Annotated in this window: 14 protein-coding genes; 11 read left to right on the top strand and 3 right to left on the bottom strand. The window is 58.1% G+C overall.

Going from position 1 to position 20,270, the window contains the following annotated elements; all coding sequences use genetic code 11:
* The first annotated feature begins 1 nt into the window (after position 1).
* Positions 2-805, top strand: a complete 804-nt coding sequence (pstB, locus tag VFN25_RS06875) for a phosphate ABC transporter ATP-binding protein PstB (protein ID WP_414648886.1) — start codon at positions 2-4, stop codon at positions 803-805.
* 10 nt (positions 806-815) lie between these two features.
* Complete coding sequence (gene phoU / locus VFN25_RS06870; RefSeq protein WP_325140184.1) at positions 816-1,571, top strand: phosphate signaling complex protein PhoU; 756 nt, start codon at positions 816-818, stop codon at positions 1,569-1,571.
* 100 nt (positions 1,572-1,671) lie between these two features.
* On the opposite strand, the gene VFN25_RS06865 is transcribed toward phoU, so the two are convergent.
* Positions 1,672-4,380, bottom strand: a complete 2,709-nt coding sequence (locus tag VFN25_RS06865) for a choice-of-anchor Q domain-containing protein (protein ID WP_325140182.1) — start codon at positions 4,378-4,380, stop codon at positions 1,672-1,674.
* Positions 4,377-4,532, bottom strand: a complete 156-nt coding sequence (locus VFN25_RS06860) for a hypothetical protein (protein ID WP_325140180.1) — start codon at positions 4,530-4,532, stop codon at positions 4,377-4,379. The genes VFN25_RS06865 and VFN25_RS06860 overlap by 4 nt, the downstream gene beginning before the upstream one ends.
* Positions 4,533-5,037: 505 nt before the next feature.
* Here VFN25_RS06860 and VFN25_RS06855 point away from each other — a divergent pair.
* The gene (locus tag VFN25_RS06855; protein ID WP_325140178.1) at positions 5,038-5,613 is read left to right on the top strand and encodes an ECF-type sigma factor; all 576 of its coding nucleotides are present in this window, start codon (positions 5,038-5,040) and stop codon (positions 5,611-5,613) included.
* Entirely contained in the window at positions 5,610-8,081 is a 2,472-nt protein-coding gene (locus VFN25_RS06850; protein WP_325140176.1) for a serine/threonine-protein kinase, read from the top strand. The genes VFN25_RS06855 and VFN25_RS06850 overlap by 4 nt, the downstream gene beginning before the upstream one ends.
* A gap of 43 nt (positions 8,082-8,124) precedes the next feature.
* On the opposite strand, the gene corA is transcribed toward VFN25_RS06850, so the two are convergent.
* The gene (gene corA / locus VFN25_RS06845; protein WP_414648884.1) at positions 8,125-9,156 is read right to left on the bottom strand and encodes a magnesium/cobalt transporter CorA; all 1,032 of its coding nucleotides are present in this window, start codon (positions 9,154-9,156) and stop codon (positions 8,125-8,127) included.
* Between the two features lie 259 nt (positions 9,157-9,415).
* On the opposite strand from corA, the gene VFN25_RS06840 reads away from it, so the two are divergent.
* The 7 genes from VFN25_RS06840 to VFN25_RS06810 all read left to right on the top strand — a co-directional run.
* Positions 9,416-11,491 carry a tetratricopeptide repeat protein gene (locus VFN25_RS06840; RefSeq protein WP_325140174.1) on the top strand — a complete coding sequence of 692 codons (2,076 nt, stop codon included), beginning with the start codon at positions 9,416-9,418 and terminating at the stop codon, positions 11,489-11,491.
* 487 nt (positions 11,492-11,978) lie between these two features.
* Positions 11,979-12,500 carry a molybdenum cofactor biosynthesis protein B gene (gene moaB / locus VFN25_RS06835; RefSeq protein WP_325140172.1) on the top strand — a complete coding sequence of 174 codons (522 nt, stop codon included), beginning with the start codon at positions 11,979-11,981 and terminating at the stop codon, positions 12,498-12,500.
* A 202-nt stretch (positions 12,501-12,702) separates the two neighbouring features.
* Positions 12,703-13,476 carry a polyphosphate kinase 2 gene (gene ppk2, locus VFN25_RS06830; protein WP_325140205.1) on the top strand — a complete coding sequence of 258 codons (774 nt, stop codon included), beginning with the start codon at positions 12,703-12,705 and terminating at the stop codon, positions 13,474-13,476.
* 156 nt (positions 13,477-13,632) lie between these two features.
* Positions 13,633-16,641 (top strand): fused MFS/spermidine synthase, encoded by a 3,009-nt coding sequence (locus VFN25_RS06825; RefSeq protein WP_325140170.1) that lies wholly within the window; start codon positions 13,633-13,635, stop codon positions 16,639-16,641.
* A gap of 228 nt (positions 16,642-16,869) precedes the next feature.
* Complete coding sequence (locus VFN25_RS06820; protein ID WP_325140168.1) at positions 16,870-18,879, top strand: acyltransferase family protein; 2,010 nt, start codon at positions 16,870-16,872, stop codon at positions 18,877-18,879.
* A gap of 107 nt (positions 18,880-18,986) precedes the next feature.
* Positions 18,987-19,730: a TfpX/TfpZ family type IV pilin accessory protein gene (gene tfpZ / locus VFN25_RS06815; RefSeq protein ID WP_325140166.1), complete on the top strand. Its 744-nt coding sequence runs from the start codon at positions 18,987-18,989 to the stop codon at positions 19,728-19,730.
* 374 nt (positions 19,731-20,104) lie between these two features.
* A partial coding sequence (locus VFN25_RS06810) for a prepilin-type N-terminal cleavage/methylation domain-containing protein (RefSeq protein ID WP_325140203.1) occupies positions 20,105-20,270 on the top strand: 166 nt, incomplete at its 3' end.

Raw genomic sequence — 20,270 nt, 5'->3', positions numbered from 1 at the left:
CATGTCCGCGCCGATTGTCGGTGCCGCCCATCGCGATGCCGAAATCGACAAGGCACCGAAGATGAGCGCAAGAAATCTCAACTTCTACTACGACCGCTTCCAGGCGCTCAAGGATGTCAATCTCGATATCGCCGAGCGTCGCGTGACCGCCTTGATCGGCCCTTCCGGCTGCGGCAAGTCGACCCTGTTGCGCGTCTTCAATCGCATCTATTCGATCTACCCCAAGCAGGAAGCCGAGGGCGAAGTGCTCCTCGATGGCAACAACATCCTCGATCCGAAGTACTCGCTCAATCGCCTGCGCAGCAAGGTCGGCATGGTGTTCCAGAAGCCGGTACCGTTCCCGATGTCGATCTACGAAAACATCGCCTACGCAATCCGCCATTACGAGAAACTCAAGAAACCGGAAATGGATGCGCGCGTCGAGGAGGCGCTGCACCAGGGCGCGCTGTGGGATGAGGTCAAGGACAAACTCAAGCAAAGTGCACTCGGACTTTCCGGTGGTCAGCAACAGCGCCTGTGCATCGCTCGTGCGGTCGCCCTGAAACCCAAGGTTCTGCTGCTCGACGAACCGACCTCGGCACTCGATCCAATCGCGACCAGCAAGATTGAACAGCTGATCGCCGAACTTTCCGAACACTTCACCATCGCCATCGTCACCCACAACATGCAGCAGGCCGCACGCTGCTCGGATTTCACCGCCTTCATGTATCTCGGCGAGCTGATCGAGTTTGGAGAGACCGAAAAACTCTTCACGCAACCGGCGAAGCAGCAAACCGAGCACTACATAACCGGCCGTTTCGGCTGAGGATCTGATCATGTCTCAACGCAACCCGCACATCGTGAGAAGTTACGACGAGGAACTGACCCGGCTGACCGGCGAAATCCAGCGCATGGGTGATCTCGCCCTCAATGAACTGGAAGCAGCGATCACCGCCGTGGTCGAACGCGACAGCGAAGCCGCCGAACGCATCGTCGCCAGTGACAAGGCGGTCGATGATCTAGAGAACGAGATCAGCCAGGATGTGATCCGCATGCTCGCCCTGCGCCAGCCGATCGCCCGCGACCTGCGCGAGGTGCTTGCCGCATTGCGCATTTCATCGGACATCGAGCGCATCGGCGACTACGCGGCCAATGTCGCCAAGCGCGCGATCGCGCTCAATCGCGTCGACCTGGTGCGCCCGGTCTTCAGCCTGCCGCGACTCGGCAAGCTCGCCGCTGAAATCATCACCGAAGTGCTGATCGCCTATCGCGATCGTGATGCTGATCGTGCCCTGCTCGCCTGGGCCCGCGACGAGGAACTCGATGGCCTCTACACCGGCATGTTCCGCGAATTGCTCACCTACATGATGGAAGATCCGCGCAACATCACCGCCTGCACGCACCTGCTGTTCATGGCCAAGAACATCGAGCGCATCGGCGATCACGCCACCAATATCGCCGAGAACATCTACTTCATCGTCCACGGCACGCAGATCGCCCAGGAGCGCCGCAAAGGCGACAAGACCTCCTCGGTGGTCGCCAAAGTCGGCGGAACGTCAAACAAGCCAGGCGCGGCAGAAGACAAGGACTGAGCCGTCCAGATTGCAGGAGCGCCTGAGGGCGCCCCTGCAATTTCGAAGGTGTGCGGGCTTGCGGGAAGCCGCTATTCGCATTTCCCGCTAACCGCTCCCCTCAATCAAAGCCGTTGGCGAACAGAACATCAGACGGATCGAACTGGGCTTCGTACGCGCCAATGTCGGTGCCGTCGCCATTGTTGACGTGCGCCAGGTCGACGGTTCGGGCAAAGCCGAAGCCGCGTTGATCGCTGAGCTTGCCGCTGCCCTCGTTGTTGCCATTGTCGAGCGCGCCGCTGCCGGTCAGCAGTGCGCGAGTGGGAGTCGGGCCGCCGTTGAAGGCGAGCGGCGCAAGCGCGGGGTCGGCATCAAACAGATCGCTGGGTTGGTCGAGAACGAGACCATCGTCGTCATTGGTCAGATTGTGGCCGAGCGAGACGAACTCGCTCGAGCTGGAACCACTAAAATTGGTCGGCAAATTATAAGCGACGATCGTATTTCGCAGGACGGCTCTGACACTGACCCCAGGGGGTTGATTAAAAATAAAAATTCCAGGCTGACCTGTATTGTTGGCAATGGTGTTGCTGATCAGAACCAGAGTACTGGTGCCATCAAAATTGATGTAGCCGACTCCACCTCCGTCATTGTCGCTAAAGGTTGAGTTGATGATGCGCATGTCTTTACCTTCTGTGCTTTCAAATGCGATTCCGGCCCCGCCACCCACCGAAATGTTGTGGTCGAAGGTGCTGTCTGTGACGATGGAGCTAGATCCAGCCAGATAGGCGCCTCCTCCAGCGAGTCCACCTGACGCAAGGTTTCCCGTGAAACGCATGGCAGTGATCGAAAGAGGAGTGAGACTGAGGATTCCGCCACCGGAATAAGCACTTCCATTGCTGATTGTCATCCCGCTCAGCGCCCCGCCTGCGCCTGCCTCAGCGTAGAAAATCCTGAACTCCGCCGCCGAATCGTCGCGGGTGATCTCCAGCCGATCCGCGCCGGTCCCACTGATGGTCAGTGCGCTGTTGATGGTAGGTAGCACTGATTGAAGGGTGATGGTCTGCGGGGTCTGGAATACGCCGGGATCAAACAGGATATCGTCGAGATCTTCCCCATTGTCGTTGGCCATGGTGATCGCATCACGCAGGCTGCCGGGTCCTGCATCGTCGGTATTGGTCACCATGAAGTACTGCATTTCAACCGCGCCGATATCGCCGCAATCTCTACCATTGCCCAGCGGCGGTTGGCAGATCAGGCGCGCGGCCCCGCGCTGATCGCGCGCGGAGCCGGAGGTGTTGCCGGCATCGATCGCGGCGCTGCCGCCAAGCAGCAAGCGGGTCGGCGTACTGCCGCCATTGAGCGCCAGCGGTCCGAGCTTGGGATCGCCGAGGACATCGCTGGGGAGTAGCGTCATGGCACCGTTGTAGTTGTCGCTGAGATTGAAGCCTTGCGAGGTGATCGTGGCTGGGCCGGAATCGGCGAACGTTTGGGTTCTCAGGTTGCCTGGAAGATTTCCAACGACGATGCTGTTGCGCAGCAGGATCTGGCTGCTGGCCGCACCGTTCTGGCTCCAACTGACAATGCCTTCGAAGCTGTCGCCCGTGTTGTCCGTGATCGTGCTGTTGACAATCTCGACGACTGAGGTCGAACCCGGATCACCGCTTAAGTTGTAAATGGCACCAACAGAATCGGCGTGATTGCCGGAAATGGTGCAGTTTCTGATCCGCAGCGGATTGACATTTATGGCATTGCCGACAATTGAAATAGCACCACCGAAAGAGCTGACATTTCCGCTGAAGCTGCTGTCGATAAAGCTGCCACCGACACCGCGAAGCGAAACGCCTCCACCGAACCCTTGTACCCGGTTTCCCACAATGTTCATGCCACTGAGGGTCAATGGACTGTTACTTTTGATGCCGCCACCATAATTAGACGATCGGCCATTGCTCAGCGTCATGCCGCTCAGGCTGACCCCGGCAGCACTATTGCCGATGGTGAAGATGCGGAAATCAGTCGCTGCATCGTAGGCGCGCTGCACGGTCAGCCGATTTGCACCGGGGCCCTCGATCGACATCGTCGCGTTGATATCAGGCAGTGGGGCTTCAAGATTGATCGTGCGCGAGCTGGCGAAGAATGTCGGATCAAAGACGATGTGGTCGCCATCGATTGCCGCAGTCATGGCGGCGCGCAGGCTGCCGCTGCCAGTGTCATCGGCACTACTGACCAGGAGATCGGTGCCAATGGTATCCAGAGCCAGGCGTGCGGCAGATACCTCGCCGGTGTCACCTTTGAATCCATCCTCGAAGCGCAGAATCCAGCGTCCATTGGCCGGAATGCCTGCAAACGCGGCAATCATGCTGGTACCCGGCGCAGGGGCGCTGACACCGGCACCGCCTGAAACAACGGTTTGGTAGAGATTGGGCGGAATCGGGGAATTGCTCTGCGCCGCCGTCCACCAGTCGCTGCCGCTACTGAAGAATTCGTATTCGCCGGCAAGGCGTGAACCATATCCAGGACTATCCGCCGACGTCGCTCCGGTGCGGGCAAAAATCAGATGGCGTTTGCCATTCGGTGCAATCAGGGTGACACGAAGGTCTCCGATCCAGGTGTGGGTCGCGGTGAAATAGAGATCAACGTTCGCCACCGTGCCGGGCGAACTGGTCACATCGAAATAGACATCGCGTGCCGGACCGTAGCTTTCGACCGAGATGGCGATACCGTCAGCAATGGGGCCGACGTTGCTGCCGAGGTAATTGATATAACCTGCCCTGCAAGGCAGGCTCGAGATCAACCCAATCAGCAATGCTGCCAATACAAGTATCTGTTTCATAATGGTTTTCCTGTTGCGAATCGAAAGCTCAGATCAGTTCCAGCGTTGTAAAGCGCGTTCTGGCTCGAAACTGGCTCATGGCTCGCCTGTTCTCGGCTCACCGAAATGCGCTCTTTACGAACTTGCGGGAAACTGCTTTTCGCTTCTGCCATTCCCAATTCCCCATTCCCGAGCAAGAAGCATCGCGGCTAAAGCCGCCTCCTACGACTGTGTGGTCACGCGGGACACTTCGGCGAGACCCGCACCCCAGTGCGCCCGCTCCGGCTTTTCGTAGGAGAGGCCTTCAGGCCCGATGCTTTGACCAGCCGTTCGGCTGTTGAAAGCCGTCACCTGACCAAGGGCATCGCGGCTGAAGCCGCTTCCTACGACGGTGTGGTCACGCGGGACACTTCGGCGAGACCCGCACTCCAGTGCGCCCGCTCCGGCTCTTCGTAGGAGAGGCCTTCAGGCCCGATGCTTTTGCCACACGTGACCAAGGGCATCGCGGCTGAAGCCGCCTCCTACAGGTTTGCAGGGAACCGCTTTCCTCGCGAACCGCTCTCGGCTCACCGCTCCCCGTGGAGTAAAGTAGTTCGGCACCTCTGGCTCACCGCAGCAAAACCTCATGCACCCAGGATCAACTCACCGACCCTCAACTCGTAGCAGACGCTTGCCGCAATGACCTCGCTGGCCAGTCACACTCATCCCCTCGAAGCGCTGGCAAGTTCCTGCGGTGTCAGCGCTGACCACCTGCTGCCCGAGCTCTATCAGAGTCTCAGGCACATGGCTCACCGCCAGTTGCTCGGCGAACGCTCCGGCCACAGCCTCGATACGACCGCCCTGGTCCACGATGCATGGCTCAAGCTGGTTGCCAGCTATCCGGATATGCAGTTCAGTGCCGAACGCGATTTCCTCGCGCTCTCGGGACACCTCATGCGTCGGGTCCTTACCGATCACGCGCGCCAGGTAAATCGGCTCAAGCGCGGCGGCAATCAGGTGCAACTGACCTATACCGACGGACTCAAATCACCTGACAATTCTCTGGATGCCGAAGAATTGCTGGCTCTGGATCTGGCTCTTTCGCGACTGGCAGATCTTGATCAGCGACAAGTCCATGTCGTCGAGCTGCGCTACTTCGCCGGATTTTCGATCGAGGAAACCGCCAGCCTGATGGATCTGTCGGTGGCGACAGTAAAGCGCGAATGGGTTACCGCACGTGCCTGGTTGCTGGCATCCCTGCGCGAGGAGTCATGACTCCGGATCAATGGTCAAGAACCAAGGCGCTATTTGGTGATCTGCTCGATCACGACCCATCCGAATGGCCGGAGTTGTTGTCCAACGAGGCGGACCCGCAGGTCACCAGCGAAGTCCACCGAATGCTTCAGGCGAATCAGAGCGCGGAGGAATTTCTCAGCAAATCGCCTGCTGCCACATTGGATGCCGAGGATCGCCTGATCGGTCGTCTGCTCGGGCCGTTTCGCATCGAGAGTCTGCTCGGCGAGGGCGGTGCCGGCCGTGTCTACCTGGCTCAGCGACAGGATGTCGGCGGAAATGCCGCGATCAAGATTCTTCGAGGTCATTTTGCCGGGCCGCGGGCGCTAAAAAGGTTTTATGCCGAGCAGGCCATACTCGCGCGACTTGATCATCCCAATATCGCCCGCTTGCTGCAGGTAGGCGTTACCGACGATGCCGTGCCATGGCTGGCCATGGAGTATGTGCAAGGACGTCCATTCAGTGAAGTGATGGCCGAATCATCGGTGCGCGAGCGCGTGCTGATGGTGATCAAGCTGCTCGATGCGATTGATTACGCGCATCGTCAGTTGATCGTGCATCGCGATATCAAGCCCGGCAACATCCTCGTCGACCAGCGCGGCGAACCGCGCTTGCTCGATTTCGGCATAGCCAAGCGACTCGACGACACCGACGCCACGCGCACCCACTACCAACCAAGAACACCAGCCTATGCAGCACCGGAGCAGGTGCTGGGCAAACCGATAACGGTCGCCACCGATGTCTATGCCATGGGCGTTGTGCTCTATGAGGCCTTGAGTGGCAACAAGCCGTGGAACGAATCGGGCAGCAAACTCGACGAGGCGATACTCGCCGGTGACGCAGCCTTGCCCTCAACCGTGGCGAGCCGCGCAGATCGCCGGGAGATCAGCGGCGATCTCGACGCCATTGTCATGCAGGCCATGCATCGTGATCCGCGACACCGCTATCCAAGTGCCGCATCGATGGCCAGAGACTTGCAGCGCGCCTTGACACGACGTCCGGTATCGGCGCGCAAACAGACGTCTCTCTATCGCACGAGCCGCTTTCTCGCCCGCTATCACCGATGGGTGGCGAGCGGGCTCGTCTTGCTGGCCTTGCTCTCGCTCGGCATCCATCGGGAAGTGAAGTTGCGTCAGGCGGCCTTGCTGGAGGCGCAAAAATCCACCGAAGTCGCCGACTTCATGCTCGATATTTTTGATGCAGGCAACGCGCTCTCGACGGACTTCGTCATCAGCAAGGATTCGTCGGTGATGGATCTGATAGCTCGGGGTGCATCGCGACTCGACAGCCTGGATTCCGCTCCGCTGGTACGCGCCGACCTCGCCCACAAGATGGGCCAGGTCTATTGGGGATTCTCCGAGTTTGGCCACGCCGAGCACTACTTTTCCAGCGCCATCGCGCTGCGCGAGGCAAACCACGCCAACCCTGACGACATCGCCGAAAGCTACCTCATGCTTGGCCGTGTCTACTCGCGAACCGGCCGCTATGCACCGATGCTCAAGGCCATGCAGAAATCCTGGGAGATCCGCCAGGCCGCGTTCGGAGCTGATGATGCAAAGACGATACGCAGTCTTCACCGGGTCGGTGTCGCCTATTACTTTCTTGATGATCTCGATCATGCCGATTCAATTTTCAGCAAGGCCATAGCCGCGTCGCTGAAGCAGCTGCCGGAAAGCGCAATCCAGCTTGCCGACTCCTACACCATGCATGCCTTCTGCCAGTCTGCATGGGGACAATTCGACGAAGCCCTGGAAACCTACCGGGAAGCCTTGAAGGTGCGCCGCTCCGTCCTGCCGGCCAATCACAATCTCATCGGCGAGGGCCTCAACAATCTGGCCGGAGGCTTGTTCGATCTGGGCAGAACGGAAGAGGCAATTCGCACCGAATACGAAGCCTTCAGAATCGACAAGGAGAATTTTCATGGTGACCACAACGATCTCGTTCTTGATCTGGTTCCGCTGGCTCGATACCTGATCAAGGACGGCCAAATCGAGAATGCATCGCGATCAGCTGACGAGGCCGTCGCCATGGCTACGCGCCTGAACCAGAAAAGCCCGAACCAGGGAACCCTGGATCGCGCCCGTCAGGTCAAGGTCGAGGTGCTGCGTGCGCAGGGACAGTTGCAAGCAGCCCTTGATCTGCAGCGCGACGTGTTGCGCACCCGATTGCAGAACCTGCCTCCGTCGCATACCTACATCATTGGCTCACGCAGCGTGCTCGCCGACCTGCTGCGCCGCTTGGGCCACAGCGAAGACGCAAACCAACAGTTGAACCGCACTCTCGACGGCTGGCGCCAGAATCCCGACCGCTACACGCGCGAGTTGATCGATTCCATGCAGACTTTCGCGGACGCCGGCCAATGCGACTGGCTGACTGCGAATTGGTCAAAGAAGATGTCGACACCCATGGCCGATGCGCTGGCACGCGATCGCAAGATCTGCGGACGGTAGCAGGGCGAAACGTTGGCCCCTCTCCCAACAACGCACTCGACCGCTACAACCACTTGGCTCGACGCAACAACCAGAACAACCCGCCACAAATGACCGCAGTGACGCCAATCACAACCGGGTAGCCCCAGGTTTCATCGAGCTCGGGCATGCCATGAAAATTCATGCCGTACCAACTGGTCAACAGGGTTGGTGCGGCGAGCAAGGCGGCCCAGCCGGCTAGGCGCTTGACGACTTCGCCCTGGGCCACGGTGACCAGCGACAGGTTGACGCTCAGCGCCGCAGTCAGCATCTCGCGCATGGTGTCGGTCGATTCGTTGATGCGCGCGGCGTGATCATAGACATCACGAAAATACGGCCGCACCTCATCGCGCAACAGCCCCGGATACATGCGCGTGAGCTGATTGAGGATGTCCTGCAACGGGCCGATCGCGAGGCGAAGCGTCACCAGTTCCTTTTTCAGGTCGTAGAGATGGCGGATGGTCTCGCGCTTGAAAGTATCCTCGAAAATATCCTCTTCGAGCTCCTGCAGATCCTCACGGAAGCTGCGCACGATCGGCATGAAATTGTCGACGATGAAATCAAGCACCGCGTACAAGGCGTAACTCGGCCCGTACTGGAGCATGTCCGGGGATTGCTCGCAATTGCGGCGCGCCGGCGCATAGGAAAGCGATGCACCGTGGCGCACGGTGACCAGATAACGCTTGCCAACAAAGATATGTGTCTCACCGAACTGGATGGTGGTGCCGACCACCTGGGCGGTCTGCGCAACGATGAAAAGCGAATCGCCGTAAGCCTCGATCTTCGGACGTTGATGGGCGTTGTGCGCATCCTCGATGGCCAGGTCATGCAGGCCGAACTCTTCCTGCAACTTTTCCAGCAAGGCTTCATCCGGCTCAACCAGACCGACCCAGACAAACGTATCCGGCCGCTCCAGCACATCGCTGATTTCGTCGAGCGTAATATCGCCAATACGCGTGCCATCGGTGTTGTACGCCACGCAATTGGCGACCATCGCCGCGGCATGGGCAGGTGACGTGCTCGCAGCGGCGAGAATGGCATTGGCAGGTTTGTCCATTTGCCAATCATGCGCGCCGGGCGTGATGTGGGCAACGTGATTGAATGGGGAAAGCGGGAGTGGGGAGTTGGGAGTTGGGAGGCGAGAAGCCATTTACCGCAAACCCATTAAGGAGCTCCAGGATTTTTGCGGCTACGATGCGGGTATCCCTGAACCCGCATTTCCCATTTCCTATTCCCCACTCCCCACTCCCGCTTTCCCAATCCGCGATAAAGTCCGGCATTGAACTCCCTGTCACGACCTCCGCTGAGCAAACCCCTTGAACGATCAACTCGACAATATCGCCACCCTGATCAGCCAGGGTCGCCCCGATCTTGCGGCGGATCAGGCTGCGCAGCTACGCAACCTATACCCCGACGCGGTCGAACCCGCACGACTGCACGGTGTCGCCTTGCTCAGCATGGGCAAGGTCGACGAAGCAATTGTCGTGCTGAAGCAAGCCAGTGCCCTGAATCCACAATCCGTCGAAACCCTGTGCAATCTCGGTAGCGCCCTGCTGGCACGAAAGGATGCACGCGCGGCCTTGATCGTCATGCAATCTGCGCAAACCATCGCCGCCGATCACCCAGCCGCGCTCAATGGTCTCGGCAATGCACAACGTGCCGTCGGTGACCACGAAAAGGCGCGCGACGCCTATCAAGCTGCAACCCGAATAGCGCCCGGATTTCTCGGTGCATGGCTCAATCTCGCCGCCACCGAACTTGCCCTCGGCCAACACAGCCAATGTGAGCAGATCCTGCGCATGATCCTCAAGCAGACCGCGCACCCCGAAGCGCTGCTTTTGCTGGCCCAGACGCTCATGGCGCAGCGACGCCTCGACGAAGCGGCCACGGCCTGCCTTGAAGCCGAAAAGCTCGCGCCGGAAGATGCCCGCTTTCCGTATCAACTCGGTCAGATTGCCGATGAACTCAAGCAAGCCGGGATCGCTGTCGAAGCGCATGCGCGCGCATTCAAGCTTGATCCCGGATTGAGCGGAGCGCTCGCCCAATGGGTCTTCATCAAGCGCCAGCTTTGCGACTGGCAGGATCTCGACACGCTGTCGAATCAATTGCGTGGATTCGTCAACCAGGGCGCCGCGGATATTGCACCGTTCGGCTTCCTTGCCGAACCCGCCAGCGCCGCCGAACAACACCAATGCGCGGTGCAGTTCGCAGCGGGCATTGCCGACCATGTCGATCCGATGGCAACACGTTCAGCGCCAGCGCATCCGACATTCCACGCAAACCGACCGTTGCGAGTCGGCTTCGCCTCAAACGGCTTCGGCAACCACCCGACCGGTCTGCTCAGCGTCGCCTTTTTCGAGGCACTTGCCGAGCACACTATTGAACTCCACTTGTTTGCCACTACGACCGCCGACGGCTCACCAATCCAGCAACGTCTGCAGGCGGCAGCGCGTGCCTGGCATGCGCTGGATGGACTGACCTCGCAATCGATGGCCGAGCGCATCGCAGCGCAGGAGCTCGACATCCTGATCGATCTGCGCGTCTGGGGCGGCGGCAATATCAGCGAAGCACTGGCTTTGCGCCCGGCGCCAATACAAGTCAACTGGCTGGCCTATCCGGGTACGTCCGGTGCGCATTGGATCGACTACATCATTGCCGATCGCCAGGTACTTCCGGCGACAGCGAAAGCGCACTACTCGGAAGCCGTCGCCTGGCTGCCACGTTGCTTCCAGCCATCGGACTGCGGTCGCATCGTCGCCGACCCGCCGACGCGCACGGAATGCGGCCTGCCGGAATCCGCACCGGTTTTTGTCTGCTTCAACAACAGCTACAAACTCGACCCGCGCAGCGTCCGACGCATGTGCGAGATCCTCAAGGCAGTCCCCGATGCCGTGCTTTGGCTGCTCTCGGGACCGGCGAACAGCAATGACAACCTGCGCGCGATCGCGACCAAGGCCGGCATCGAACCGACTCGCCTGGTGTTCATGAACAAGCTCCCGCAAGCCGAGTATCTTGCGCGATATCGGCATGCCGACCTGTTCCTCGACACGGCACACTACAACGCGCACACCACCGCCTCGGACGCGATCTGGGCCGGTTGCCCGGTCCTCACGAGCGCAGGCGAAACCTTCGCCTCACGTGTCGCCGCCAGCCTCAACCATCATCTCGGCATGGATGAACTCAACGTCGCCGATGATGCCGCCTACGTCGAATTCGCCACCCGCATCGGTCGCGATCGAAACGCCCGCAATGCGTTGCATGCCCGACTTGCGCAACAACGCAGCGATAGTCCGCTATTCGACATGCAAGGTTTCGCCGACGATTTCCACAACCTGCTGAAGCGCATGGTTGATCGCCAGCGCAAGGGTTTGATGCCTGCGTCGATTGATTGACGCAATAGATCGTGGTTTCGATTGACCTATCGAGATGCCAAAAAATCTGCGCATGCTCGAATGGCCTGATCGCAACGGTCATCTCCACCCTCCCGTCGCCCCTGCGCAGGCAGTGTCTCTTGATCACATCTCTCATACTCCGAAAATTAGCTACACATCGCATGCTGCCCGCTCTGCGTCTGCGCGCGGCGGCTCCGCCCGCCTTGGTAGGAGAGGCCTTCAGGCCCGATGCTCCTAGTCAGGCATCGCGACCAAAGGGAGTCCCTTTTCGGGGCGGCTGAAGCCGCTTCCTACATCGAACCCGAGCATCGCGCACGCTGTCGTAACTCATGCTGCCGTAGGAGAGGCCTTCAGGCCCGATGCTCTTCGTCACGTGACGACATTCAACAGCCGAACGGCTGGTCAAGGCATCACGACCAATGGGATTCTGCGCTCGCTGGGATGCTGAGCAGTACAATCCAACCTCGCACCAACTTAAGCTGAATCCATGAAACCCTCCGCCGAATTCGCACCCCTGACCCTCTGCGTCCTGACCGTTTCCGACTCGCGCACAGCCGCCAACGACACCTCGGGCGACTACCTCGTCGAAGTGTTGAAGGAGGCGGGTCATCGCCTCCACGAACGAGATATCGTCAAGGACAACCGCTACCAGATGCGCGCCATCGTCTCGCAATGGATCGCCAACGACTCGGTCCACGGCATCCTCATCACCGGCGGCACCGGCTTCACCGGTCGCGACTCGACACCCGAAGCGATCGAGCCCCTGCTCGACAAGCTCATGCCCGGATTCGGCGAAATGTTCCGCGCCGTCAGCATCGAGGAAATCGGCACATCGAGCCTGCAGTCACGCGCCTTCGCCGGCCTCGCCAACCAGACCTTCATCTTCTGCCTGCCCGGCTCCACCTCGGCCTGCCGCACCGCCTGGGAAAAAATCATCGAGAGCCAGCTGGACGCCCGCACCAAACCCTGCAACCTCGCCGGCCTCCGTCCTCGACTCGGCGAGCGTTGATGACAAGCAAATTTGCGCTCAAGCCACGACCCCAATAGCAACAAACCCCTCGTCCCAACATCCTGTCATCACCGCCCATCAACACACCGCATGCCTGAATTTCCCGTCGCCCCGCGCAGGCAGGGGCCCAGTGCCATTGGCTTTTCCACTCCAATCACAAAGCAAAGCCATACCATCCACAAACCCAATCAACGCCACACCCCTGAAATCCATGAAACGCAAAAAATACGAAGAAGCCCTCGAAACCCTGCAAGGCGACTTGATCGACCTGCAACACTGGATCATTGCCACCGGCCAGCGCGTCGTCATCGTTTTTGAAGGCCGGGATGCGGCCGGCAAGGGTGGCGTAATCAAGGCCATCGAAGGCTCGCTCAACAATCGCTACGTGCGCACGGTCGCCCTGCAGAAGCCCAACGATCGCGAAAGCAGCCAGTGGTATTTCCAGCGCTATGCCGACCACCTGCCGAGCGCCGGCGAACTCGTTCTGTTTGATCGCAGCTGGTACAACCGCGCCGGCGTCGAAACGGTCATGGGTTTCTGCACACCCGCCCAGACCAAACAATTCCTCATCGACTGCCCGGCGTTCGAACGCCTGATCACCCAGGATGGCCTGATCCTGATCAAGTACTGGCTCAGCGTCGACCAGGAAGAACAGGAAGAGCGCTTCCAAGAGCGCGCCGAAGACCCCTTGAAACGCTTCAAACTCTCACCGATCGACATCAAGGCCCGTCAGCAATACGCCGAATACGGCAAGGCCCGCGACCGCATGCTCAAAGCCACCCACACCGATTACGCACCGTGGTTCGTGGTCAACTTCAACGATCAAAAGCGCGGCCGCCTCAACCTCATCGACCACCTGCTCAAGCAACTCCCGAAACGCGAACCACCCGCCCCCGCCCCAGCAATGCCGAAGCTCGCCGGCAAACCGCAGAAAGAAGAGATTCCGCGCGGGTTTCTGATCGAGGAATCGTTTTAGGAATGTCCCATTCAATATCCGTTCGTGATAAACATCGGTTCGCGTTGATCATGTCGAGCCACGCAATCCATTGAACAAAAGTCGTGTTTTCGCAAGCTGGCGATTCGCAGCGCCAGGATTCAACTGTCAGCATTTCGCTTACCCCGGGGATTCAACATGGCGGAAAGAAACATCAGGTTGGAGCGCATGCTGCTTGCGCTGTTCGTTGCCTCCGGCTTCGCCGGGCTGATCTACCAGTCAATCTGGTCGCACTACCTTGGCTTGAGTCTCGGCCATGCGGCCTATGCGCAAACGCTGGTGCTCACCATCTTCATGGGCGGAATGGCGATCGGCGCATGGCTGGTAAGCCACTACGGGATTCGCTGGCAACGCCTCATATTCGCCTACGCCGTAGTTGAGCTCATCATCGGTGTCGCCGGCATCGGTTTTCATGCCGTGTTCGTCCAATACACCGCACTTTCGCAAGGCACGATCTACCCGGCACTGGATTCCATATTTGCCGTCCGCGCCTGGCAGTGGGGCAGCGCCGCAGTTCTGATCGCGCCACAAAGCATTCTGCTCGGTATGACCTTTCCGCTGATGAGCGGCGGGTATCTGCGCATCGCGCCGCGCGCCGACGGTGAAATTCTCGGCGGCCTGTACTTCAGCAACAGCATAGGCGCGGCGCTCGGGGCACTGGTCGCTACATTCCTGCTGTTGCCGTGGGTTGGCATGCCCGGAACAGTCGCAATCGCCGGCGTTCTCAACATCCTGATAGGTGTCCTGGCCTGGACGATTGCGCGTCGCGCGGACGTGTTGGGCAGCACGCCCAAATTGCCCACGCCTGATCTCACGTCCCGAACCCAGCCAGCATCGAGAAGTTCGCTGCGCATCACGCTGCTGGTGGCTGCCGGGATTACCGGCGCCAGCTCATTCGTGTACGAGATCAGCTGGATCCGTATGCTCAACCAGTCGCTCGGCACCACGATTCATTCTTTCGAATTGATGCTTTCGGCATTCATTCTGGGCCTTGCATTTGGTGGGTGGTGGATCCGAAAGCGCAGCCAGCGTATTTCGGATGTGGCCAGCTATGCCGGCTACGCGCAGATCTGGATGGGCCTTGCCGCACTGCTGTCCGTGCCCATGTTTGCACAGAGCTTCCGCTGGGTCGGGTGGTTCATGGACGTGCTTCCAAAAGACGATCTTGGCTACGCGCTGTTCAGTATCGGCAGCGCAGGCATAGCACTGCTGGTAATGTTCCCGGCTGCATTTTTCGCCGGCATGACGCTGCCGCTGTTCACCATGGCGTTGTTGCGCCACGGTGAGGGTGAGGCAAGCATCGGTCGTGTCTATGCCGCGAACACACTCGGGGCAATTATTGGCGTCATGTTGGCGGTGCATCTCCTGATTCCGCAGCTTGGTTTGCGGCTCGCCGTGACAATCGCCGCGCTTGCGGATATTGCGCTGGGTGTCTTCCTGCTGAGACGCTGGGCGCAAGCTTCCCAACCGAGGGTACTTGGCGGCGCTCTGCTCGCCACTATCTTCGTCGCAATCACCAGCTTGCTGTTTGGAAATCTCGATCCGCTTTCTCTTGCTTCCGGCGTGTACCGGCACGGCCGTACGCATCTAGATAAAAGCGCGAAGGTGGAGTACCTGCGTGACGGAAAGACCGCTACCATTGCGTTTTTTACATTCGGATCAACTGGCACAATCGCTACCAATGGAAAGCCAGATGCATCAATTCAGCTCGATCCTGGAAATCGTTCGACTGCCGATGAAATCACCATGTCGATGGCTGCGGCGCTCCCGCTTGCAATCCATAAGAAGCCCGAGAGAGTCGCAATCATCGGCTGGGGATCAGGCCTCTCCACACATTCAATACTGGGCAGCGACACACCAAAAATTGTCGACACAATCGAGATTGAGCAGGCGATGGTCGAAGGCGCCAGTTTGTTTGGCGAACGAGTCGAACGCGCGTACCGGGATCCGCGTTCGAAACTTCATATCGATGACGCACGCACCTATTTCTCCACCGGCCAGCGTCGCTTCGATGTCATCATTTCCGAGCCGTCCAATCCATGGGTAAGCGGCGTAGCGAGCCTATTCACGCAGGAGTTCTACCGTTTCCTGCGTAGTCATTTGAATGATGGAGGGCTGGTCGTTCAGTGGATGCAGTCGTATGAACTGACCGACGAACTGATGGCGACGATGGCTTCCGCACTCATCACCGAGTTTCCGAATGTCGATGTGTACGTAACCAACTCATCGGACCTTCTACTCGTCGCGAGCGAAGCACCGATCCCGCCAGTGGACTACGCGCGACTCAAGGATAGCGTGTTGAGTGCAGAACTGAAACGCGTCGGATTGAATGGTGTCGGCGATTTCGAGGTCCGCAAAATTGCAACCCGACAGACGTTGCAGACGCTGGTCGCACTATACGATGCCACTCCGCATTCAGATTTCTACCCGGTCGTATCTTTGAACGCGCCGCGTGCGCGGTTCGAAAAATCGCGTGTCTGGATGTTCTCAAAGCTGGTGGATATTGGTATGCCGATCCTGAATCTGACCGGCGTAGGCGAGCCGCCAGCGATTGCAAATGAGATAGCTCAAAGCGGGATAAATGAACCCGTAATCAATCACTGGAACGCGCTATACGTACGCGCAACGCTTCTGAACAACGAATTACAAGCTCCCATGAACTATGAGCCTAAAGGCGGGGGTGCCGCTGTCGAATTGTTGCGAGATCCGGCATACGCAACCATTACGGACACGAATATCACAGCCTGGCTGCAAGCCGTTGCCATCGCCGCCGACCTCTCTATCGCTTATTTGCCAGCGGAAGACCACGTTGGCGTGTGGATAGATCCCGTGTGGATCGATCTTCAAGCGACACCTCCAGTCATCCAGGCGATAATGGCAGCCTATTCTGCGGCTGCAACGCGCAATGGGCCACAGATGCAATCGGCCGGACTCGCGGCGCTCCAGCAGGTCCCACCGGCGATAGGGGGTTACCTCCGGGAGCAGATGCTGGTGATCGCGATACTCGGCGCAATCGAGCAGGGTAACTTCACCGCAGCAAAAGCCATCGAACTTGAGCAAGGCGCGGCCGTTTCCGCCAGTGCGCGCTACGGCTTCGCTCGCTCGTACCTGCTGGCATGGCTGGATGTTGTGCATGATGTCCACTGAAGAATCGGCACAACAATTCGTTCGACTCTTCCACAGCCCCCAAAGAGAGGCTGTGTGTGTGCGAATTTGCTCGCGTGTGACAACCATCCAACCTCAAATCTCCAGATGCTCGATCTGGACCTGGATCGCATTACGCACTCAAAGGTATCCGCGGCGAATTGATAGCGTGTGATGAAGCATTCGAGCAATTACAATCCGCGAGACCCTTGGCTAATCAAATAGAGAGTCGTGCAGAAACAACAACACCGCTATCGCCTGGGCTATCGCAGCGACATCGAAGGCCTGCGAGCGGTCGCCATTCTTCTGGTGGTTGCAGCGCATGCAAAGGTCACATGGCTTGCCGGCGGATTTATCGGCGTCGACGTCTTCTTTGTATTGTCCGGCTATCTCATCACCGGTTTGCTCGTGCGGGAAATCGAAACAACTGGCGACTTGCGCTTCGCCGAATTCTACGCAAGGCGCTTCCGGCGTTTGCTGCCCGGATTGCTGCTAATGCTAACTGTTACCTCGGTGTTCGCGTATCTATTGGTCGCGCCGGGCGAACAATCCGCACAAGCAACTGCTGCGGCAAGCGCAGCCGCATGGATCAGCAACTTCTATTTCGCCTTTTCGAATTTGGGCTATTTCGCCCCTGCCGCAGAAACCAACTTGTTTCTGCACACTTGGTCGCTGGGCGTCGAAGAACAGTTCTATCTCGTTTGGCCGCTGATAGTGATTTTCGGATTGGGCTTTGGTCGAGAGGAGCTTCGCGGGGGCAGTCGAGAACGGTGCTTTATCGTATTCGCCGCACTTTGCTTTTCAAGCTTCATCGCAAGCAACTGGTTGATGAGAAGTGATCCAGTATCAGCATTCTTCATGATGCCATCCCGCGCATGGCAGTTTTCGCTAGGTGCGATGGCTTGGCTCTGGCTTGGCAAAAGTCATCAGGAAAACCCAGCGGCTCCTCCTCAAGGAAAATATCTCAAATTGGCGCACTTGGGTTCGAGTTGTTCGGCTCTTGGCTGGATTGGCCTGATTGCCATCGTCTATTCCGCTTTCAGACTCGATGCAACCACTCCATACCCTGGTACGTGGGCGCTAGTCCCATCGATCGGCACCGTGATCATCCTCATTGCCGGCACCAATGCCCAATCAAAGGGTGTTGGAGCTTTGCTATCAACACGCTTGATGCAGTCGATAGGTCAAGTCTCCTACTCATGGTACCTCTGGCATTGGCCCATCCTATTGTTGGGCGCGACCGTACTCGATACCGAACTTGCGACTGTCAGGTTTTCGCTGATTCTCTTATCTCTGCTCTTGGCTGTGCTATCAAATATTTTGGTCGAGGATCCAATCCGTCAATGCGCGCGATTAGTTGCTCGCCCACGCTTTGCTGTAGCTGGATCGCTTGCTCTCGTTATAGCCGCGAGTGGGATTGCAATCCGCTGGCACAACGCGGCATTCGATCGAATGAACGCACCAGAACAAATGCGCTACCAGCAAGCAAAATTCGACGCACCCGTAATCTACGGCATGGGTTGCGATGATTGGTATAACAGTGCTGATGTCAAAATATGTGCATTTGGTCCGCAGGATGCAAAGCACACAGCCGTAGCGATGGGCGACAGCATTGGCTTGCAATGGTTTCCTGCGCTCGCCAAGGTATTTGACAAACCGGATTGGCGGCTCTTGGTGCTGACTAAATCGTCATGCCCGATGGTCGAAGAGCCATTCTTCTATTCACGTATAGGGCGCGAATACACGGAATGTGATGAATGGCGAAGCAAAGCTCTGACGGAAATCGCGGCTCTCAAGCCAGACATTGTCGTACTCGGCTCGACCTACTACTACGGATTTACTGCAAGCCAATTGAAAGAAGGCACAGAGCGGCTACTGCAACCTCTGGTCAATTCTGTGCGTCGCATTTTCATTTTACGCTCCACTCCACGACTTCTCTTTGATGGCCCATCTTGCGCGGCACCACGAAGTGCTCTTTTTAGCTCCTTGTCTGGCGACCAACATTGCGCATCCGTTGCCTACAACGAGCACAATGAACTAGTGTTTGAATCTCTTGAGTCTGCTGCAAGCAGATTTCCCAACGTCCGGATTGTCGACATGACTGATGCCGTTTGCCCAAATGGCACGTGTCGCGCCGAGCGCGATGGCGTGATCGTATTTCGAGATTCACAGCACATGAGCGCAACATTCGCTGAAAGCTTGGGCGACGCCTTGTCCAAGCAATTGAGTATTGCTGATTGATCGAATTGCCGCCTGCCGAAACTTCAGACTCTCCGACGCTATCGTAGTTTTCACGAGCGATTTTATCGATATAGAATTACGCTTAACTCAACAAAGCCGAGCAAAAAATGTCACGCTGGAAAGCCGCCGCCATCCATCTTTCTATTAGCATTTTTGTTGGTCTACTGGTGCTGGCTCTGCTGTTCCTTGTCTGGTATCCACCTCCGTATTTCGGTGCAGCTGGCGGGGAGCACCTGATTATGGTGTTGCTGGGCGTGGATCTCGTCCTTGGACCGATGCTGACCCTGATTCTTTTCAAATCCGGCAAAAGAGGCATGTTGTTCGATCTATGCCTGATCGCCGTCATCCAGACTTCTGCTCTCGTCTACGGCTTGTTCGTAATTGCCCAGGCTCGACCAGTCTTCATCGTGGCAAATGTGGCTCGATTTGACCTGGTCGCCGCCAATGATCTAAACGCCGCCGATCTGGCCAAAGGCCGCAAGCCAGAGTTCCGCCAACTTTCCTGGACAGGACCACTCATCGTTGCGGCAAGATTGCCGACCGACTCAAAAACGCGTAACGACCTTTTATTTTCCGCACTTGCGGGCAAAGACATCCAGGTATTCCCGGAGTACTACGTCACCTACGCGGACGAGGCAGCCAACCTGCTCACACGAGCAAAATCCCTTGCCAACCTGCGCAAGTCAAAACCTGATTCCGGCCCGATTCTGGATGCCTGGCTGAAGAAGAACAAGCGTGACGAAGCAGACATAGTCTGGCTGCCGATCAACGCGAGAAAAGCAGGATTGACCATGTTGCTGGATGCCAAAACCGGCGCCGCGCTTGACGCCTTGCCTTTTGATCCGTGGTAGTGGGCATTGCAAATCCTGCCATCCCGCGGCGGGCCTGCCGCAATTTGTCACTTTCTGACTGTTTGCGGCAGGCCTCGAATTGCTCGCCTGATTGCGTGCCTGCTCGCAAGCCAAGCAGCGAGGCTCGGCAGACCGTGACCGCTGCCTCAGTTCGCCGAGCCCAATATCTGCCGGTTGTTCAGCAACGTGACCAGCGTCAACGAATATGGCAGCATGATCCCCGTGCCGAGGGGTTGGCACGGATGCTGCTATATTCAGATCACCCTTCCGATGTTTGTCGAAACGGGCGGGCAGGAAAGCAAACCTGTCTTGACCGGGATCGGAAGCCAAGGGGCAATCCGGATTACCTTTTTAATAGTCACGAGGAATACACCATGAACACAAAGAACACCAAAGGCTTCACTCTGATCGAGTTGATGATCGTCATCGCGATCATCGCCATCCTGGCCGCCATCGCGCTGCCGGCCTATGCCAACTACATCAAGAAGGCAAAGGTATCGGAAGGCATTCTCGCTGCATCGGCGAGCCGCACCAATATCA

This window comes from Dokdonella sp., from assembly GCF_035703485.1.
Taxonomy (GTDB): Bacteria; Pseudomonadota; Gammaproteobacteria; order Xanthomonadales; family Rhodanobacteraceae; genus Dokdonella.
This window is presented reverse-complemented; position numbering and strand designations above follow the sequence as displayed.

Bases quoted from the DNA above. Each gene is read 5' to 3' on its own strand.
- phoU (WP_325140184.1), top strand. From the start codon at position 816: ATGTCTCAACGCAACCCGCACATCGTGAGAAGTTACGACGAGGAACTG.
- VFN25_RS06860 (WP_325140180.1), bottom strand. From the start codon at position 4,532: ATGGCAGAAGCGAAAAGCAGTTTCCCGCAAGTTCGTAAAGAGCGCATT.
- VFN25_RS06865 (WP_325140182.1), bottom strand. From the start codon at position 4,380: ATGAAACAGATACTTGTATTGGCAGCATTGCTGATTGGGTTGATCTCG.
- moaB (WP_325140172.1), top strand. From the start codon at position 11,979: ATGAAACCCTCCGCCGAATTCGCACCCCTGACCCTCTGCGTCCTGACC.
- pstB (WP_414648886.1), top strand. From the start codon at position 2: ATGTCCGCGCCGATTGTCGGTGCCGCCCATCGCGATGCCGAAATCGAC.
- corA (WP_414648884.1), bottom strand. From the start codon at position 9,156: ATGGACAAACCTGCCAATGCCATTCTCGCCGCTGCGAGCACGTCACCT.
- VFN25_RS06855 (WP_325140178.1), top strand. From the start codon at position 5,038: ATGACCTCGCTGGCCAGTCACACTCATCCCCTCGAAGCGCTGGCAAGT.
- VFN25_RS06850 (WP_325140176.1), top strand. From the start codon at position 5,610: ATGACTCCGGATCAATGGTCAAGAACCAAGGCGCTATTTGGTGATCTG.
- tfpZ (WP_325140166.1), top strand. From the start codon at position 18,987: ATGTCACGCTGGAAAGCCGCCGCCATCCATCTTTCTATTAGCATTTTT.
- VFN25_RS06825 (WP_325140170.1), top strand. From the start codon at position 13,633: ATGGCGGAAAGAAACATCAGGTTGGAGCGCATGCTGCTTGCGCTGTTC.